Below are 15,286 nucleotides of genomic sequence, written 5' to 3' on the forward strand. Positions count from 1 at the left end.
CGAGCCTCATGCTCGCGTTGCCGGGGGGATCACTCCACCGAGAGTTGCAGGTGCAGCTGCGAGCGGGAGCCGCCGTCCATCGCGTCGCTTGCGGCGTCGCGGTCCGACTGCGCCTGGGGCGCGAGGCGCGCCGTCTCGATGTTGTCGAGGTAAGCGCTCGTGATGTCGCCGGTGATGTAGTCGCCGTCGAAGCACGAAGCCTCGAACTCCTTCAACTCCGGATTGATGTCGCGCACTGCCTGCTTGAGCGAATCCACGTCCTGATACACGAGGTAATCCGCGCCGATGATGCGCGCCACTTCGTCATCGGTGCGGCCATGCGCCACGAGTTCGCCGCGCGTGGGCATGTCGATGCCGTAGACGTTCGGGTACTTCACGGGCGGCGCCGCCGAAGCGAAGATCACCTTGGTCGCACCGGCGTCGCGCGCCATCTGCACGATTTCCTGCGAGGTGGTGCCGCGCACGATCGAGTCGTCGATGATCAGCACGTTCTTGCCCTTGAACTCGATGCCCATGGCATTGAGCTTCTGGCGCACCGACTTCTTGCGCATGGCCTGGCCCGGCATGATGAAGGTGCGGCCCACGTAGCGGTTCTTGAAGAAGCCTTCGCGGTATTCCACGCCGAGCTTGTTCGCGACCTGCATGGCAGCCGGGCGCGACGAATCGGGAATCGGCATGACCACGTCGATCTTCACGTCGGGCAACTCGCGCTTGATCTTCTCGGCGAGATAGTCGCCCATGCGCAGGCGTGCGTTGTACACGGGCACGCCGTCGAGCACCGAGTCCGGACGCGCGAGGTACACGAGTTCGAAGATGCAGGGGTTCAGCGTCGGCGCCGTGGCGCATTGCTGCGAGTGGAAGTTGCCGTCGAAGTCGATGAACACCGCTTCGCCCGGGCGAACGTCGCGCACGAATTCGAAGCCGATGCCTTCGAGCGCCACCGATTCCGATGCGAGCATCCACTCGGTGCCTTCCGGCGTTTCCATCTTGCCGATGCACAGCGGGCGAATGCCGAACGGGTCGCGGAACGCGAGCAGGCCGTAGCCGGCGATCAGCGAGACGATCGCGTAGGAGCCGCGCAGGCGGCGGTGCACGCCCGAAACCGCCTTGAAGAGCGCCGCCGGATCGAGTTCGAGGCCGGTGGTAGCGAGCTGCACTTCGTGCGCGAGCACGTTGAGCAGCACTTCGGTGTCGGAATGGGTGTTGATGTGGCGGCGGTCCACACGGAACATCTCTTCCTTCAACTGTTGCCAGTTCGTGAGATTGCCGTTGTGGGCGAGGACGATGCCGAACGGCGCGTTCACGTAGAACGGCTGGGCTTCTTCTTCGCTCGACGCCGAGCCGGCCGTCGGGTAGCGCACCTGGCCGATGCCGCTGGTGCCTGGGAGGCTACGCATGTTGCGCGTGCGGAACACGTCGCGCACCATGCCGTTGGCCTTGTGCATATGGAACGTGCTGCCGTTCGCGGTGGCAATGCCGGCCGCGTCCTGACCGCGGTGCTGCAGGAGCAGCAGCGCGTCATAGAGGAGCTGGTTGACGGGAGAGCGGGAAACTACGCCTACGATGCCGCACATGGCAGGTCCTTCAAAAAAGCGAAATCGGTAGCGGGCCGCCCGGCTTGCATCACCGGTCGGGCGCCGCAAATGGGCAGTGTTGCCGGGAAGCTTCGCCTCGCATCGCGTCCGATCAGCTTCTGATCAGACGTGAACGTAGGCCGCGAGCGCCTCGGGCAACAACGGTTTCAGTTCGAGCACGCCCTGCACGGCATAAGGCCGCAGCAGCGCGTGGCGCCAGAAGTCCTGCTGGGGCAGCTCGGTCAGCCCACCAAGGACGACGAGGATCAACACCAGCACGACGCCTCGCACGAGGCCGAACATCGTCCCGAGCGAACGGTCCACGCCGGACAATCCGCTCACCTGCACCAGACGGCCGATCAATGCGTTGCCCACGCCGGCCACGAGCACCACGGCAATGACGATCAGCGCAAAGGCGATCAGCCATTGAGTGAGCGCCCCGCCCGGCCAGTTCGCCGGAATCCAGGGCACCACGTGGTCCACGTAGCGGCAGGCCACGAGCAACGCCGCGATCCAGCCAATCAATCCAAAAATCTCGCCGATCAAGCCGCGCCACGCACCGCGCAGCGCCGACAGGCCGATCACCGCCATTACAGCGTAGTCGAATGCGGTGAACATCGACGGCTTATTCCGCGTTGGCGTTCGAGCCCGCCATCAGGCCGGCGCCGCGCACCTTGGCGATCGCCGCCGTAGCCGAGGCGCGGTCCGGGAACGGACCCGCGCGCAGCAGCGTGCGCGTCGTGCCGTCCGCTTCCTTACGTTGCTCGGTATATGCGGGTACGCCCGCCGCTTTCAACTTCGTGACCCAATTGTTCGCCGTCGTGCTGTTCGAGAACGCCCCGAGCTGCACCGCGAAACGCGCGCCCGGGGGCGCCGCCGGCGTGCTGGTTCCGGCTTTCGCGCCGTTGCCTTCGCTGGTGTCGTCGCTGTCGTTGGCGGCGGTCGTCGTCGGTTTGCTGGTTGCGGCGACGGCCGTGCTGGCCGAAGCCGCAGGCTTGGCAGCGGGCTTTTGCGCCTGCGCGGTTTGTGTCGACTGAGCCGGAGCGGTTGCCGCCTGGGCGGGCTTTTTCGCTGGCGTTGCCGGCGTTTGATCCGTGTTCTGGGCGTTTTGCGTGGCCGCGGCGCCCGAAGCGGCCGCGAGACCCGACGCGCCAGGCGTCGCTTCGGCGGCTGCGGGATTGTCGGGGGCGACGCCGGCTTGCGTGTCTTCGGCGTCGTGTTGGCGCGCGGCGGCCTTGTCGGCCGGGCGGCTCGGAATGTCGATGGCGATGTCGTCGGTGACGGGCTTCGGGTGCGAATCGAGCACCATCGGCAGGATCACGATGGCCGCGAGCACCAGCGCGATCGCGCCGACGAGACGGCGGCGCGCGCGTTGCTTTTCAGGGAGCGTGGGGTCGAGCAGCATTGCCTCGGCGTCGCCAGACCGGTCCGGCCGGCGGCTGCGCCGCTCCACGCGCGCGCTCTGATTGCTGCGCCGGCTGGAGCCGGACTCGGTGCCGCGCCGGCGGGGCGCGTCAGCGTCATCTTTCTTGCCGAACGAGAAAATTCCCATGTATGGCTTGCTGTTGGCCTACCTGGCCTGTCTTACGTGGGCGGCGTGCGGGTGCCGGGCGGTCAGTGCTGCTGCGACTTTCGCCAGGCCATCACCCCGGCAACCGTCAGGAAACTTCCGAAAACAAGAATTCTATCATTTTCGGTAGCGCGTTTTAGCGCATCTTGAAACGCGGCAGCGGGGCTTTCATAGCGCGTCACGCTGCTGTCGGGGCCGTCAGTCACGCCCGCTTCGCGCAGCACTTCTTCGAGCTGTTCGGCCGTTGCCGCGCGCGGCAGCGGCAGATCGGTCACGCACCAGTGGTCGATCTCGCCCTTCAGGTGCTCGATCACGCCCGCAATGTCCTTGTCGCGCATCGCGCCGAACACGGCGTAGGTGTACGGGAAATAGCCCATGCTGCCGAGGTTCTGCCCCAGCACCGCCGCCGCGTGCGGGTTGTGGCCGACATCGAGAATGATCGAAGGCTTGCCCGGCAGCACCTGGAAGCGGCCCGGCAGTTCGACGTTGGCGAGGCCGAGGCGAATGTCCTGCGCGGAAACCGGCAGCCGGTCGCGCAGCGCCTCGAGGCCCGCGAGCGCGGCCGACGTGTTGATCAACTGGTTCGCCCCACGCAGCGCAGGATAGGCGAGCGCCGAGCGGCGCATCGTCGGGCCCACGTAGCTCCATTGCTGGCGCTCGCTGCCCGGCTGCCCTTCGTAGCGGAAATCGCGGCCGAAGAGCCACAGTTCGGCGCCGATCGCCTCAGCATGGTCGATGAGCGACTGCGGCGCCATCGGGTCGGCGCAGATCGCGGGCTTGCCCGCGCGGAAGATGCCGGCCTTCTCGAACGCGATCTTCTCGCGCGTGTCGCCGAGGTATTCCGTGTGGTCGAGGTCGATGCTCGTGATGATCGCGCAGTCGGTGTCGAGCACATTGACGGCGTCGAGACGCCCGCCCAGACCCACCTCGAAGATCACGGCGTCGAGGCCGCGCGAAGCGAACAGATGCATGATCGCGAGCGTCGTGAATTCGAAGTACGTGAGCGTCACGGGCTTCGCGAGCGAATTGCGCGCGACCTCCACGGCTTCGAAGTGCGGCAGCAGTTCGGCGTCGCTGGCCTGCTGGCCGTCCACGCGCGCGCGCTCGTTGAATTCGAGCAGATGCGGCGAGGTGTGGCAGCCCACGTGGTAGCCCGCCTTCAGCAGGATCGTTTCGAGAATCGCGCAGGTCGAGCCCTTCCCGTTCGTGCCGCCCACCGTGAAGATCGGGCATGCGAACTTGAGGTCCAGCGCGTCCTTCACCTGACGGATGCGGTCGAGCCCCATGTCGATGCCGACCGGATGCGCGGTTTCAAGGTGCGTGAGCCACGCGTCGAGGGTGGGAAAGGTACTCATCGAGATAAAAATGACCTGGTGCTGCGCGTGAGACGCCGCCTAAGGCGGAGGGTTCACACGAATGATCCGCTTCGAAAGAACGGCATTATCGCGGAAATGACAACGCGCCGCTTGCTTTCGCTCGCGGCGCGTTGGATAAAGCGTTGCGGCTGCGGCACGTACAACGCCGCAGATCGCTCAATGCGAGGCTCAGGCCACCGCGTCGGCGGGCTGGCGCTGCAGCAGCGCCAGCATTTGCGCGATTTCGTCGCGCAGCTTGCGGCGATCCAGGATCATGTCGATCGCGCCCTTCTGCAGCAGGAACTCGGCGCGCTGGAAGCCTTCCGGCAGCTTTTCGCGCACGGTCTGCTCGATCACGCGCGGGCCGGCAAAGCCGATCAGCGCCTTCGGCTCGGCGATCACCACGTCGCCCAGGAACGCGAAACTCGCCGAAACACCGCCCATCGTCGGGTCGGTCAGCACGGAAATGAACGGCAGCTTGGCTTCGGCCAGCTTGGTCAGCATGGCCGTGGTCTTGGCCATCTGCATGAGCGAAAGCAGGCTTTCCTGCATGCGCGCGCCGCCCGAAGCCGTGAAGCAGATGAACGGCACTTGCTGCTCGAGCGCGTTTTGCGCGCCGCGTGCGAAGCGCTCGCCGACCACCGAGCCCATCGAGCCGCCCATGAACGAGAACTCGAAGCAGGCCACCACCACGGGCAGCGTGCGGATCGCGCCGCCCATCACCACCATGGCGTCGGTTTCGCCGGTATCGTCCATCGCCTCTTTCAGGCGGTCCGGGTACTTGCGGCTGTCCTTGAACTTGAGCGCGTCGACCGGAACGATTTCCTGGCCGATTTCATAGCGGCCTTCCGGATCGAGCAGGCCGTCCAGACGCTCGCGCGCGCCAATGCGCATGTGGTGATCGCACTTCGGGCAAACGTGGAGATTCGCCTCGACGTCGTTGCGGTACAGGACCGCTTCGCACGACGGGCACTTGATCCACAACCCTTCCGGAATGCTCTTGCGGCTTTTCGGATCGGTTTGCTTGATCTTGGGCGGCAGCAGTTTGTCGAGCCAGCTCATTGATGTTCCTTCCTTGACCTTCGTGATGCGCGGGCGCGGTGGATCGGTCCCGTCAACCGATCGGTAAAACCGACCGGGTTCCGACCCCGACCGCGCATGGCGAAAAGTGGATTTTACAGCAGTCTCGGAACTAGCCGACAGAGACTTCGTCCAACGCCGTTCGAATGCCCGTGATGAATTGCGTGAGCGCGTCGGCGGCCGTTTCCGGCGCGGCCTGTTCGAGCAACTGGACAATGCGGCTGCCGATCACCACGGCGTCCGACACCTGCGCGACGGCAGCGGCCGTTTGCGCATCGCGAATGCCGAAGCCCACACCCACGGGCAGCGAGACATGCTTCTTGATCGCCGGAATTTTACCCGCGATGCTCGAAACGTCGAGATTGGCTGCCCCCGTCACGCCCTTGAGCGAGACGTAGTAAACATAGCCGCTCGCCGCGGCGCCCACTTCGGCGATGCGCTCATCGGTCGAAGTCGGCGCGAGCAGGAAGATCGGATCGATGTCGGCGGCCTTCATCTTCGCCGCGAACTCGACCGACTCCTCGGGCGGATAGTCCACCACGAGCACGCCGTCCACGCCCGCTTCCTTTGCGGCCTGCGCGAACGCGTCGGCGCCCATGCGCTCGATGGGGTTCGCGTAGCCCATCAACACGACGGGCGTCTTGTTGTCGGTTTCGCGAAAGCGCTTCACGTCGGCGAGCACGCTCTTGAGCGTCACGCCCTTCTCGAGCGCGCGCTCGGACGACTGCTGGATCACGGGGCCGTCGGCCATCGGGTCCGAGAACGGCACACCGAGTTCGATGACATCGGCGCCGCCGGCGGCCAGCGCGTGCATGAACTCGACCGTGCGCGCGGGATCGGGGTCGCCCGCCGTCATGAACGGGATCAGGCCTTTGCGGCCCTGGGCGGCGAGCGCCTCGAACGTGGTCTTGATACGGGACATTTCAGGGTCCTCAGCTTTTAGGCGTTACTGCGCGTGAGTCCGGCGGCGGCGCATCAGGCGCCGGCCGCAACGGCGCTTGCGGCGGCCGCGCTGACGCGTTCGCGCGCGATCGCGCAGTAACTTTCGTTAATTTCATAGCCGACGAATTCGCGCTGCTGACGCGCGCAAGCCACTGCCGTGGTGCCGCTGCCCATGAACGGGTCCAGCACGCGGCCGCCCGGCGGGCAGCTCGCGAGCACCATGCGCTCGACGATCTCCAAAGGCTTCTGGGTGGGATGATCCACGCGCTCCGCGTGCTGGCGATGCAGCCGCGAAACTGACCAGACGTCCTTGGGGTTGTAGCCGAGCTCCAGCCACTTGCTGCCTTCGAACAACTTGCGCGAACGCGCCTTCTTCGTGACGGCATCATACGGGATGCGGACGGGATCGAGATCGAAGTAGTAGTCCTTCGAAACCGCGAAGAAACCGATGTTGTCGTGCACCGAGGTGAAACGGCGCGTCGTGCCGCCCATGCTGGGCACGCGACGATCCCAGACGATCTCGTTGATCATCGTGAGTTTCGACTTGAGATAGACGAAGATCTCGGGCGCGTACTGCCACGTACAGAACACGTAGAGCGAGCCCGTGGGCTTGAGCTTCGGAATCGCCAGGTCGAGCCATTCATACGTCCAGGCGAGAAAGTTCTCGCCCGAACGCATGTCGGAGTCGTTGCCGTAGTCCTTGCCGAGCCCGTAGGGCGGGTCGGCGACGATCAGATCGATCGAGGCGTCGGGCAAGTTGGCTGCATCGGTCAGAAAATCGCGGTTCAGGAGCCGGATGGTTTCCGGCACGACCGGCACCGTGGGCAGCACGGCCGCGTTGGCGACCGCTTCGGCGGCTTCCAGAGCAGCCGCTTCTGCGTTCACCTCGGCATTCACCTCGCCCACGGGCGCCGGCACTTCCGGCTCGTCGAACTCGTCACGCATCGCTTACGTCGCTCCGGGCGCTCAGAACTGGATGCCCGATCGCTCGGCGACCGTGTGCATGTCCTTGTCGCCGCGGCCCGACAGGTTCACCAGCAGGATTTTCTCCTTCGGCAACGTCGGGGCGAGCTTCGCCGCGTACGCGAGCGCATGGCTCGATTCGAGCGCGGGAATGATGCCTTCGATGCGGCAGCAGTCGTGGAAGCCCTTGAGCGCTTCTTCGTCGTCGATCGTGACGTATTGCGCGCGGCCGCTGTCCTTGAGCCATGCGTGCTCGGGACCCACGCCCGGATAGTCGAGGCCCGCCGAAACCGAATGCGTCTCGATGATCTGGCCGTTCTCGTCCTGCAGCAGATAGGTGCGATTGCCGTGCAGCACGCCCACGGTGCCCGCCGCGAGCGAGGCGGCGTGACGGCCCGTTTCCATGCCGTCGCCGGCAGGCTCGACGCCGATCAACTGCACCGAAGTGTCCTCGATATACGGGTAAAAGATACCCATCGCGTTCGAACCGCCGCCCACGCAGGCGATCACGGAGTCGGGCTGGCGGCCCGTCATTTCGGGCATCTGCACGCGGCATTCGTCGCCGATCACGCGCTGGAAGTCGCGCACCATCATCGGGTACGGGTGCGGGCCCGCCACCGTGCCGATGATGTAGAACGTGTTTTCGACGTTGGTAACCCAGTCGCGCATGGCTTCGTTGAGCGCGTCCTTGAGCGTGCGCGAGCCCGACTCGACCGGAACCACGGTCGCGCCCAGCAGTTTCATGCGGTAGACGTTGGCGGCCTGGCGGCGTACGTCTTCGGCGCCCATGTAGACCACGCATTCCATGCCGAAGCGCGCCGCGATGGTCGCGGTGGCCACGCCGTGCTGACCCGCGCCGGTTTCGGCGATCACGCGCGGCTTGCCCATACGCTTGGCGAGCAGGGCCTGGCCGATCACGTTGTTCACCTTGTGCGCGCCGGTGTGGTTCAGGTCTTCGCGCTTGAGATAGATCTGCGCGCCGCCCAGCAGCTCGCTCCAACGCTGCGCGTGATAAATCGGCGACGGACGGCCGACAAAATGCTTCAACTCGCGCTCATATTCGGCGCGGAAGTCGGGATCGTCCTTGAATTTCGCGTAGGCGTCGCGCAGCTCGTCGATCGCCTGCATGAGGGTTTCGGCAGCGAATACGCCGCCATAGGGGCCGAAATGGCCGCGTTCATCTGGCAAATTGTACATAAGTCACTCGCTCGGCCGGACTTGGGAAGGCCCACGTTGCGTGGACCGTGCCGGCCAAAGGGGCATCCGCCCCGGATTCATCCCGCGTCCGCTTCGCGCACCGCGCGCACGAACGCCGCCATGCGGGCGTGATCCTTCACGCCCTTTGCGCCCGGAACCTCGATGCCACTGGAGACATCGACAGCGAACGGACGCACCTGGCGAATCGCATCACCGACGTTTTGCGCGTTCAAGCCACCACTCAAAACGGCCCGACGCGCGAGCCCTGCGGGAATAAGTGACCAATCGAAGACCTTTCCGCCGCCGCCGTAACCTTCGACATGGGTGTCGAACAAGAGGCCGCTGGCTGATGAATAACGATTAGCCGATTCTATCAAATCGGCTTGCTGAGTATCGGCCGCCACCCGCAGCGCGCGCAACCAGGGCAAACCGGCAACGGACGCCAGCGACTCGCACTGCTCGGGTGTTTCGTCGCCGTGGAACTGAAGCATGGTGAGCGAGACATTGCTCGCCACTTCGCTCATCCACTGCGGCGTGGCGTTCACGAAGAGACCCACGACCGAGACGAACGGCGGAATGTCGTGCGTAAGCTCGACCGCCTGCGCCACGCTCACCGAGCGCGGGCTGGGCGGGTAGAACACGAGGCCGACGGCGTCCGCGCCGAGGTCGATGGCGTGCGCAAGCGCCTCGGGCGTCGAAAGTCCGCACAACTTGATGCGGGTGCGGTGCGCGGGGGCGGATGGCTCGGCTGACGTCATGATCGTAAGTGCGGTGTCGGTCTCGATGATTCAAGCAGGCGGCGCTTCAGGTGCGGCCTTCGGGCGCGTCGCTCCAGATCGCGCTCCACGGCACGCTGGCCGTATGCGGCCCAGGGACCGCGAACTCGTCAGGATAGCCTACCTGGGCGAGATAGAGGCCGTCGGGCATGAAGGTCGGCGCGGCCACGGTGCGGTCGCGACCCGCCAGCACTTCAGCCATCCACGAGGCCGGATAGCGCCCTCGCCCCACGGCCACGAGGCAACCCATCAGGTTGCGGACCATGTGGTGCAGGAACGCATTGGCGCGAAAGCGGAAGTGGATGAAGTCGCCCTGCGGCCGGATATCGATCTGATACAGATGCTTCACCGGCGTTTTCGCCTGGCACTCGGACGAGCGAAACGACGAAAAATCGTGCTCGCCGATGAGATGCGCCGCTGCCTCGCGCATGGCATCGACGTCGAGCGGCGTGTGGATCCAGCCCGCGCGGGCCGCCAGCATCGGCGAGCGCACGGGGTTCACGTAGAGCACGTAGTAGTACGTGCGCTCGAACGCCGCGAAGCGCGCGTGGAACGCGTCGGGCATCGGCTTGGCCCACTGCACGGCCACCGTGGAGGGCAGGAACGCGTTGGTGCCGCGCACCCACGAGAAAGGCGTGCGGTCGAGATCGGTGTCGAAATGCACCACCTGGCCGAGCCCGTGCACGCCCGTGTCGGTGCGCCCCGCGACGATGGTGGACAGCGGCACGGTGGCGAACTCGCGCAGCGCGCGCTCGAGCGCGTCCTGCACCGTCTTGCCGTGCGGCTGCGACTGCCAGCCGCAGAACGCGGCGCCGTCGTACTGGATTCCTAGCGCGATACGCATACGGCTTGCGGCAGCGTCACGAAAGCGGAGCGAGTGTCGACAGCAGCGCCTGCGCGTCGCTGCGCGTGGCGGGGTCGTTCGACTCGATCACTTCGTTGATGAGCGAGCGGGCGCCGGACACGTCGCCAAGCGCGATGTATTCGTGCGCGAGATCGAGCTTGTTGCGTGCGATGCGCGCGAGCTGCTCGGGCGTGAAGACCGGCAGCGGCTCCGCCGAATCGGGCGGCAGGTTCAGGTCGAAGTCGAGCGTGAGCGCGCCAAAACGCGGCGCGCCGAGGCCTGCGAGCGCGCCTGCGCCCGCCGTCCCCGCCTCGATGGCCTCGCCCGCCATCCGCGTCGGCGGCTCGAAGAACGGCGACGAGAGCCGCGCCGATGCCTCGGGCGTGGCGGCCGGCTCGGTCGAGAGCGGCGCCGTGGGGATGACCGGCTCTCCGATACGCGGCGGCAGGGGCAGGTCGAGGCCCCCCAGCGCTTCGATTGCATCGTGCGGGAAAGCGATCGGAACTTCGGCGTAACTCATGTCTTCTGCGGTAACTGCGGGTACTGACGGAATTTCAGGTGCGGCATGCGGCGTCGGCGGGCGCTCGAAGGCTCCGGCAACAGGCGGCGTTTGCATGGCGGGCGGCTCGGCCTCTGGCGCGTGCAACGTTTGCGCGGCTTGCGGAGCGCCATCGCCGAAATCCAGCGCGATATCGGGTGTAGCGGGCTTCTGGGCGCGCGCCGGCTCTTCCAGCGTGCGCGCCAGCGCCTCGGCGTCTTCGGCTGTGCGCGGCGCACTGATGCTTTCGGGCGGCAACGCATCCGCACCCAGGTCCGCCGCGGCGGCGAGGCTTGCGGCTTCGGTTGCGTCGGCCAGCGTCTGCGATTCGCCCGCTTCGGCGCCGTGCGGCTGCTCCTGTGCTGCGTGAGCGTCCTGCTCGATAGTCGGCTCTTGCGGCGTGGCGGGATGCAGCTTCTCGGTTAGCGTAGGCGGCAGCGCTTCGTCGTGCTCCAGCGGCACGACCGAGACGGCGGGCGTAGGCACCGGCGTGATCACAACTTCGTTCGCCTTGGGCGCAGGTGCATTCGCGCCCGCATCCGGTTCCTCCGCTGCGTGCGCAATCGGCTCGCGCAACACTGGCGGCTCTTCGACCACAGGTGCGCCGGCTACAGCGGCTGCGGAGGACGTCGACGGCGTCGGCTCGTGCGCTTCGGGCGAAACGTCGGGCGCCTGATCGACGGGTTTCTTGCGCTTGCGCATGAGCAGCCGCACAAACAACGCCAGCAGCGCCACGACGACCGCCGCCACGCCACCCATGGCGATCGGCGAGACTTCCGGTTGACCGCCAGCCGCGCCGGCATTCGCTGCGCCGTTCGGCACAGGTGCGCCGCCTTGCGCGGCAGGCACACCCGCGGACGCGCCGCCCGCGGTCTGCGCCGGCTTGCCGATGCCGTGCTGCTGCAACGCCATCAGCACGCGGTTCTTCAATGCGAGGAGTTGCTGGAGGCTGGAGACCTTCGCGCCTTGCGCCGACGCGCCTGCCGCGCTGCTGGCCGGGGCCGGCTGGACCGATCCACTCCACACGTGCGCGTCGCTGGCCGCTGACACCGGCGCAGCGGCACTCGCGCTCGTCGCCGCTCCGGAGGCGCCTTGCGCGGCCGCTTCGGGGCCGCTCGTCGCAACTGCCGCCGAAGCAGGTGCCGCCGTTGCCACGGCCGTGCTGGCCGCACTCGCGCCAGCCGCCGCGGCAGCCGCCGCCGACGATGCAGCCGCTGCCGCCTCGGCGGCGGCATTTGAAGCCGCGGCGGGCGTGCTAGCGGACGCTGCAGGCGCGCTCGCCGCCGCAGCGGGCGCGCTGGCGGCAGCCGATGCCGCAGCCGCCCCACCCAGGGCCGCCGTCATGCCCGCCGCCGCGCTGGAAACGTCCGGTGTAGCCGGCACGTTCAGCGTCGCGCCCACGCGCATGCGGCTGGGATCCTGCTTGATGAACGCATTGGGGTTCGCCTCGAACAGCGCCTGGCTCATGCGCGCGAGCGTGGCCTTGTCGTGCGACTGCGTGAGGTCGACGGCCACGTCATGCAGCGACTGGCCGGGACGAACGGTGTATTGCCCCGCAACGCTCACCGCAGCTGCGGCAGCGGCGGCGCTCGCAGCGCCCGGCGCCGCACTCGCGCCGCCCTGCGCGGCGGCCAGGCCGCAGAACAGGAAACTCGCCGCCGCCACAGTGGCGCGGATCGCGCGCCGCCCTTGGGCGCGCTTCGCGCGAGGCGCGGCGGAAACAGAATCAAATCGAACGATCATCAGTTGCCCTGGCATACCGCTCTTGCGGCTGTCGATCAAATAGGAGTGTGCTTCGGGGCGATTGCATCGATGCATGCGGTAAAAAGCATGCAATAAAAAAAGCGCCGCGACTGGCGCGGCGCTTTTCACCCTGTCTACGCGTCATTAGCCGCGTAGTTTAATTCATTCACTTGTCGAGCAGAATGCGCAACATGCGGCGCAGCGGTTCCGCCGCACCCCACAGCAGCTGATCGCCCACCGTGAAGGCCGACAGATACTCGCCGCCCATGGCCAGCTTGCGCAAGCGGCCCACCGGCACCGAAAGCGTGCCCGTGACCACGGCCGGCGACAAATCGCGCATCGAAGCCTCGCGCTGGTTCGGCACGACCTTGACCCAGTCGTTGGCCGAGGCGAGGATGCCGTCGATCTCGTCGAGCGGCACGTCCTTCTTCAGCTTGATCGTGAGCGCCTGCGAGTGGCAGCGCATCGCGCCGATACGCACGCACAGGCCGTCCACCGGAATCGAGCCCGGCTGGCCCATGGCGGGCTTGCCGAGAATCTTGTTGGTTTCCGCGCCGCCCTTCCACTCTTCCTTCGACATGCCGTTGCCGAGGTCCTTGTCGATCCAGGGAATCAGCGAGCCCGCGAGCGGCACGCCGAAGTGCTCGGTCGGCATGGCGTCGCTGTTCATCGTGGCGAGCACCTTGCGGTCGATATCGAGGATCGCCGACGACGGGTTAGCGAGGTCGCTCGCAACCGAAGCGTTGAGCGCGCCCATCTGTGAGAGCAGCTCGCGCATGTTTTGCGCGCCCGCGCCCGAAGCGGCCTGATACGTCATGGCCGTGATCCAGTCGACGAGGTTCTCGCGGAACAGGCCGCCCAGCGCCATCAGCATGAGGCTGACCGTGCAGTTGCCGCCGATGAAGTCCTTCTGACCCTTGACCAGCGCGTCCTTGATGACGTCGAGGTTGACCGGGTCGAGGATGATGACCGCGTCGTCCTTCATGCGCAGCGCCGAGGCCGCGTCGATCCAGTAACCGGTCCAGCCTGCCGCGCGCAGCTTCGGATACACCTCGTTGGTGTAATCGCCGCCCTGGCAGGTGATGATGATGTCGCACTTCTTGAGCTCGTCGACGCTGTTCGCGTCCTTGAGCTTCGTCTCGTTTTTGGCGAACGACGGAGCCGCGCCGCCTGCGTTGCTGGTGCTGAAAAACACCGGTTCGATCAGGTCGAAATCACGTTCTTCCTGCATGCGCTGCATCAGCACGCTGCCGACCATGCCGCGCCAACCTACGAGACCTACGTTCATGACTAACCCTTGAGATGGACACTTCCCCGCTTCGCTCGCCCGGCGTGGCCGCGCGGGGAAGATGAGCGGGCACGACGAGCGATCAACGAATGGTGATCGTTTTCGTAATCGTGGTTTTCGTGCTAATGGCGAGCGAAATCGCGCGGGCCGTGCCGCGGATGTTCGTAACAGTCGTGATCGGGGAGATCTTCGCCATCGAAGTAATATACACGAAACAGTTAATTTGCGCGGAAAAAACCATACTTTCCGCTATTTGCAACGCCATTCTTCAGGCGCGCGAAATAAAAAAGGGCACGCCTGAAACGGCGTGCCCTTCGTGTGGCGTTACAGCGCTGCGATCACCGCGTCGCCCATTGCCACCGTGCCGACCTGCTTGCAGTCCGGCGTGACGATGTCGGCGGTGCGATAGCCTTGTTCGAGCACCTTCTTCACCGCGCTCTCGATACGGTCCGCCTGCTCCGGGCGGCCCAGCGAATAACGCAGCATCATGGCCGCCGAAAGGATCGTGGCGAGCGGGTTGGCAATGCCCTTGCCCGCGATATCCGGCGCCGAACCGTGCGACGGCTCGTACAGACCCTTGTTGTTCTTGTCGAGCGAGGCCGAGGGCAGCATGCCGATCGAGCCCGTGAGCATCGCGGCTTCGTCCGAGAGAATGTCGCCGAACATGTTACCGGTCACGACCACGTCGAAGGCCTTGGGCGCCTTCACGAGCTGCATGGCCGCGTTGTCCACGTACATGTGCGACAGCTCGACGTCCGGATATTCCTTCGAGACATCGATCATGATGTCCTTCCAGAACTGCGACGTTTCCAGCACGTTGGCCTTGTCGACCGACGTCAGCTTCTTCTGGCGCTTTTGCGCGGCCTGGAACGCCACGTGAGCGATACGGCGCACTTCGGGCTCCGCATAGCGCATCGTGTCGAACCCTTCGCGTGCGCCCTTGAAGTTGCCATCCGGCGCTTCGCGCGTGCCGCGCGGCTGACCGAAGTAGATGTCGCCGTTCAGTTCACGCACGATCAGGATGTCGAGGCCCGAAACGATTTCCGGCTTCAGCGACGACGCCCCCGTGAGCTGCGGATAGCAGATCGCCGGGCGGAAGTTCGCGAACAGTTCCAGATGCTTGCGCAGGCCGAGAATGGCCTGCTCCGGACGCAGCGCGCGCTCGAGCTTGTCGTACTTCCAGTCACCCACGGCGCCGAACAGGATCGCGTCGGCGGACTTCGCCAGCGCGAGCGTGGCCTCGGGCAGCGGGTGGCCGCTTGCCTCGTAGCCCGCGCCGCCAACGGGCGCCTCTTCCAGCTCGAACTTTTCGCCAAGTGCGTTGAGCACCTTCACGGCTTCCTTGACGATCTCGGGGCCGATGCCGTCGCCCGGCAGCACTGCAATCTTCATCGTGTCATTCCTCGCTCAGTTGTT

Annotated in this window: 13 protein-coding genes; all 13 read right to left on the reverse strand. The window is 66.0% G+C overall.

The features are described 5' to 3' along the window. Positions 1-29: 29 nt before the first annotated feature. A complete protein-coding gene (purF, locus tag U5A58_RS18525) occupies positions 30-1,574 on the reverse strand; it encodes an amidophosphoribosyltransferase (RefSeq protein ID WP_321962531.1) in 1,545 nt (514 codons plus the stop codon). 123 nt (positions 1,575-1,697) lie between these two features. Further along, positions 1,698-2,192, reverse strand: coding sequence for a CvpA family protein (locus U5A58_RS18530; protein ID WP_321962532.1), 495 nt, complete (start codon positions 2,190-2,192; stop codon positions 1,698-1,700). A 7-nt stretch (positions 2,193-2,199) separates the two neighbouring features. Then, the gene (locus U5A58_RS18535; protein WP_321933857.1) at positions 2,200-3,126 is read right to left on the reverse strand and encodes an SPOR domain-containing protein; all 927 of its coding nucleotides are present in this window, start codon (positions 3,124-3,126) and stop codon (positions 2,200-2,202) included. 62 nt (positions 3,127-3,188) lie between these two features. Beyond that, the gene (folC, locus tag U5A58_RS18540) at positions 3,189-4,499 is read right to left on the reverse strand and encodes a bifunctional tetrahydrofolate synthase/dihydrofolate synthase (RefSeq protein WP_321962533.1); all 1,311 of its coding nucleotides are present in this window, start codon (positions 4,497-4,499) and stop codon (positions 3,189-3,191) included. A 189-nt stretch (positions 4,500-4,688) separates the two neighbouring features. Further along, positions 4,689-5,561, reverse strand: coding sequence for an acetyl-CoA carboxylase, carboxyltransferase subunit beta (accD, locus tag U5A58_RS18545; protein ID WP_321909788.1), 873 nt, complete (start codon positions 5,559-5,561; stop codon positions 4,689-4,691). Between the two features lie 130 nt (positions 5,562-5,691). Continuing rightward, positions 5,692-6,501: a tryptophan synthase subunit alpha gene (gene trpA / locus U5A58_RS18550; RefSeq protein ID WP_321933861.1), complete on the reverse strand. Its 810-nt coding sequence runs from the start codon at positions 6,499-6,501 to the stop codon at positions 5,692-5,694. 53 nt (positions 6,502-6,554) lie between these two features. After that, positions 6,555-7,466, reverse strand: a complete 912-nt coding sequence (locus tag U5A58_RS18555; protein ID WP_321909792.1) for a site-specific DNA-methyltransferase — start codon at positions 7,464-7,466, stop codon at positions 6,555-6,557. A gap of 21 nt (positions 7,467-7,487) precedes the next feature. Beyond that, positions 7,488-8,681: a tryptophan synthase subunit beta gene (gene trpB, locus U5A58_RS18560; RefSeq protein WP_321962535.1), complete on the reverse strand. Its 1,194-nt coding sequence runs from the start codon at positions 8,679-8,681 to the stop codon at positions 7,488-7,490. A gap of 77 nt (positions 8,682-8,758) precedes the next feature. Further along, entirely contained in the window at positions 8,759-9,439 is a 681-nt protein-coding gene (locus U5A58_RS18565) for a phosphoribosylanthranilate isomerase (RefSeq protein WP_321962536.1), read from the reverse strand. A 46-nt stretch (positions 9,440-9,485) separates the two neighbouring features. Then, a complete protein-coding gene (gene truA / locus U5A58_RS18570) occupies positions 9,486-10,301 on the reverse strand; it encodes a tRNA pseudouridine(38-40) synthase TruA (protein WP_321962537.1) in 816 nt (271 codons plus the stop codon). A 16-nt stretch (positions 10,302-10,317) separates the two neighbouring features. Further along, entirely contained in the window at positions 10,318-12,582 is a 2,265-nt protein-coding gene (locus U5A58_RS18575) for a FimV/HubP family polar landmark protein (protein WP_321962538.1), read from the reverse strand. Between the two features lie 166 nt (positions 12,583-12,748). Then, positions 12,749-13,870 (reverse strand): aspartate-semialdehyde dehydrogenase, encoded by a 1,122-nt coding sequence (gene asd / locus U5A58_RS18580; protein ID WP_321962539.1) that lies wholly within the window; start codon positions 13,868-13,870, stop codon positions 12,749-12,751. A gap of 324 nt (positions 13,871-14,194) precedes the next feature. Then, entirely contained in the window at positions 14,195-15,262 is a 1,068-nt protein-coding gene (gene leuB, locus U5A58_RS18585) for a 3-isopropylmalate dehydrogenase (protein ID WP_069261384.1), read from the reverse strand. Between the last annotated feature and the right edge of the window lie 24 nt (positions 15,263-15,286).

Source organism: Paraburkholderia sp. J7 (assembly GCF_905220155.1).
Lineage (GTDB): Bacteria > Pseudomonadota > Gammaproteobacteria > Burkholderiales > Burkholderiaceae > Paraburkholderia.

Bases quoted from the DNA above. Each gene is read 5' to 3' on its own strand.
- leuB (WP_069261384.1), bottom strand. From the start codon at position 15,262: ATGAAGATTGCAGTGCTGCCGGGCGACGGCATCGGCCCCGAGATCGTC.
- U5A58_RS18535 (WP_321933857.1), bottom strand. From the start codon at position 3,126: ATGGGAATTTTCTCGTTCGGCAAGAAAGATGACGCTGACGCGCCCCGC.
- U5A58_RS18575 (WP_321962538.1), bottom strand. From the start codon at position 12,582: ATGATCGTTCGATTTGATTCTGTTTCCGCCGCGCCTCGCGCGAAGCGC.
- purF (WP_321962531.1), bottom strand. From the start codon at position 1,574: ATGTGCGGCATCGTAGGCGTAGTTTCCCGCTCTCCCGTCAACCAGCTC.
- U5A58_RS18530 (WP_321962532.1), bottom strand. From the start codon at position 2,192: ATGTTCACCGCATTCGACTACGCTGTAATGGCGGTGATCGGCCTGTCG.
- truA (WP_321962537.1), bottom strand. From the start codon at position 10,301: ATGCGTATCGCGCTAGGAATCCAGTACGACGGCGCCGCGTTCTGCGGC.
- U5A58_RS18555 (WP_321909792.1), bottom strand. From the start codon at position 7,466: ATGCGTGACGAGTTCGACGAGCCGGAAGTGCCGGCGCCCGTGGGCGAG.
- trpB (WP_321962535.1), bottom strand. From the start codon at position 8,681: ATGTACAATTTGCCAGATGAACGCGGCCATTTCGGCCCCTATGGCGGC.
- folC (WP_321962533.1), bottom strand. From the start codon at position 4,499: ATGAGTACCTTTCCCACCCTCGACGCGTGGCTCACGCACCTTGAAACC.
- U5A58_RS18565 (WP_321962536.1), bottom strand. From the start codon at position 9,439: ATGACGTCAGCCGAGCCATCCGCCCCCGCGCACCGCACCCGCATCAAG.
- trpA (WP_321933861.1), bottom strand. From the start codon at position 6,501: ATGTCCCGTATCAAGACCACGTTCGAGGCGCTCGCCGCCCAGGGCCGC.
- asd (WP_321962539.1), bottom strand. From the start codon at position 13,870: ATGAACGTAGGTCTCGTAGGTTGGCGCGGCATGGTCGGCAGCGTGCTG.
- accD (WP_321909788.1), bottom strand. From the start codon at position 5,561: ATGAGCTGGCTCGACAAACTGCTGCCGCCCAAGATCAAGCAAACCGAT.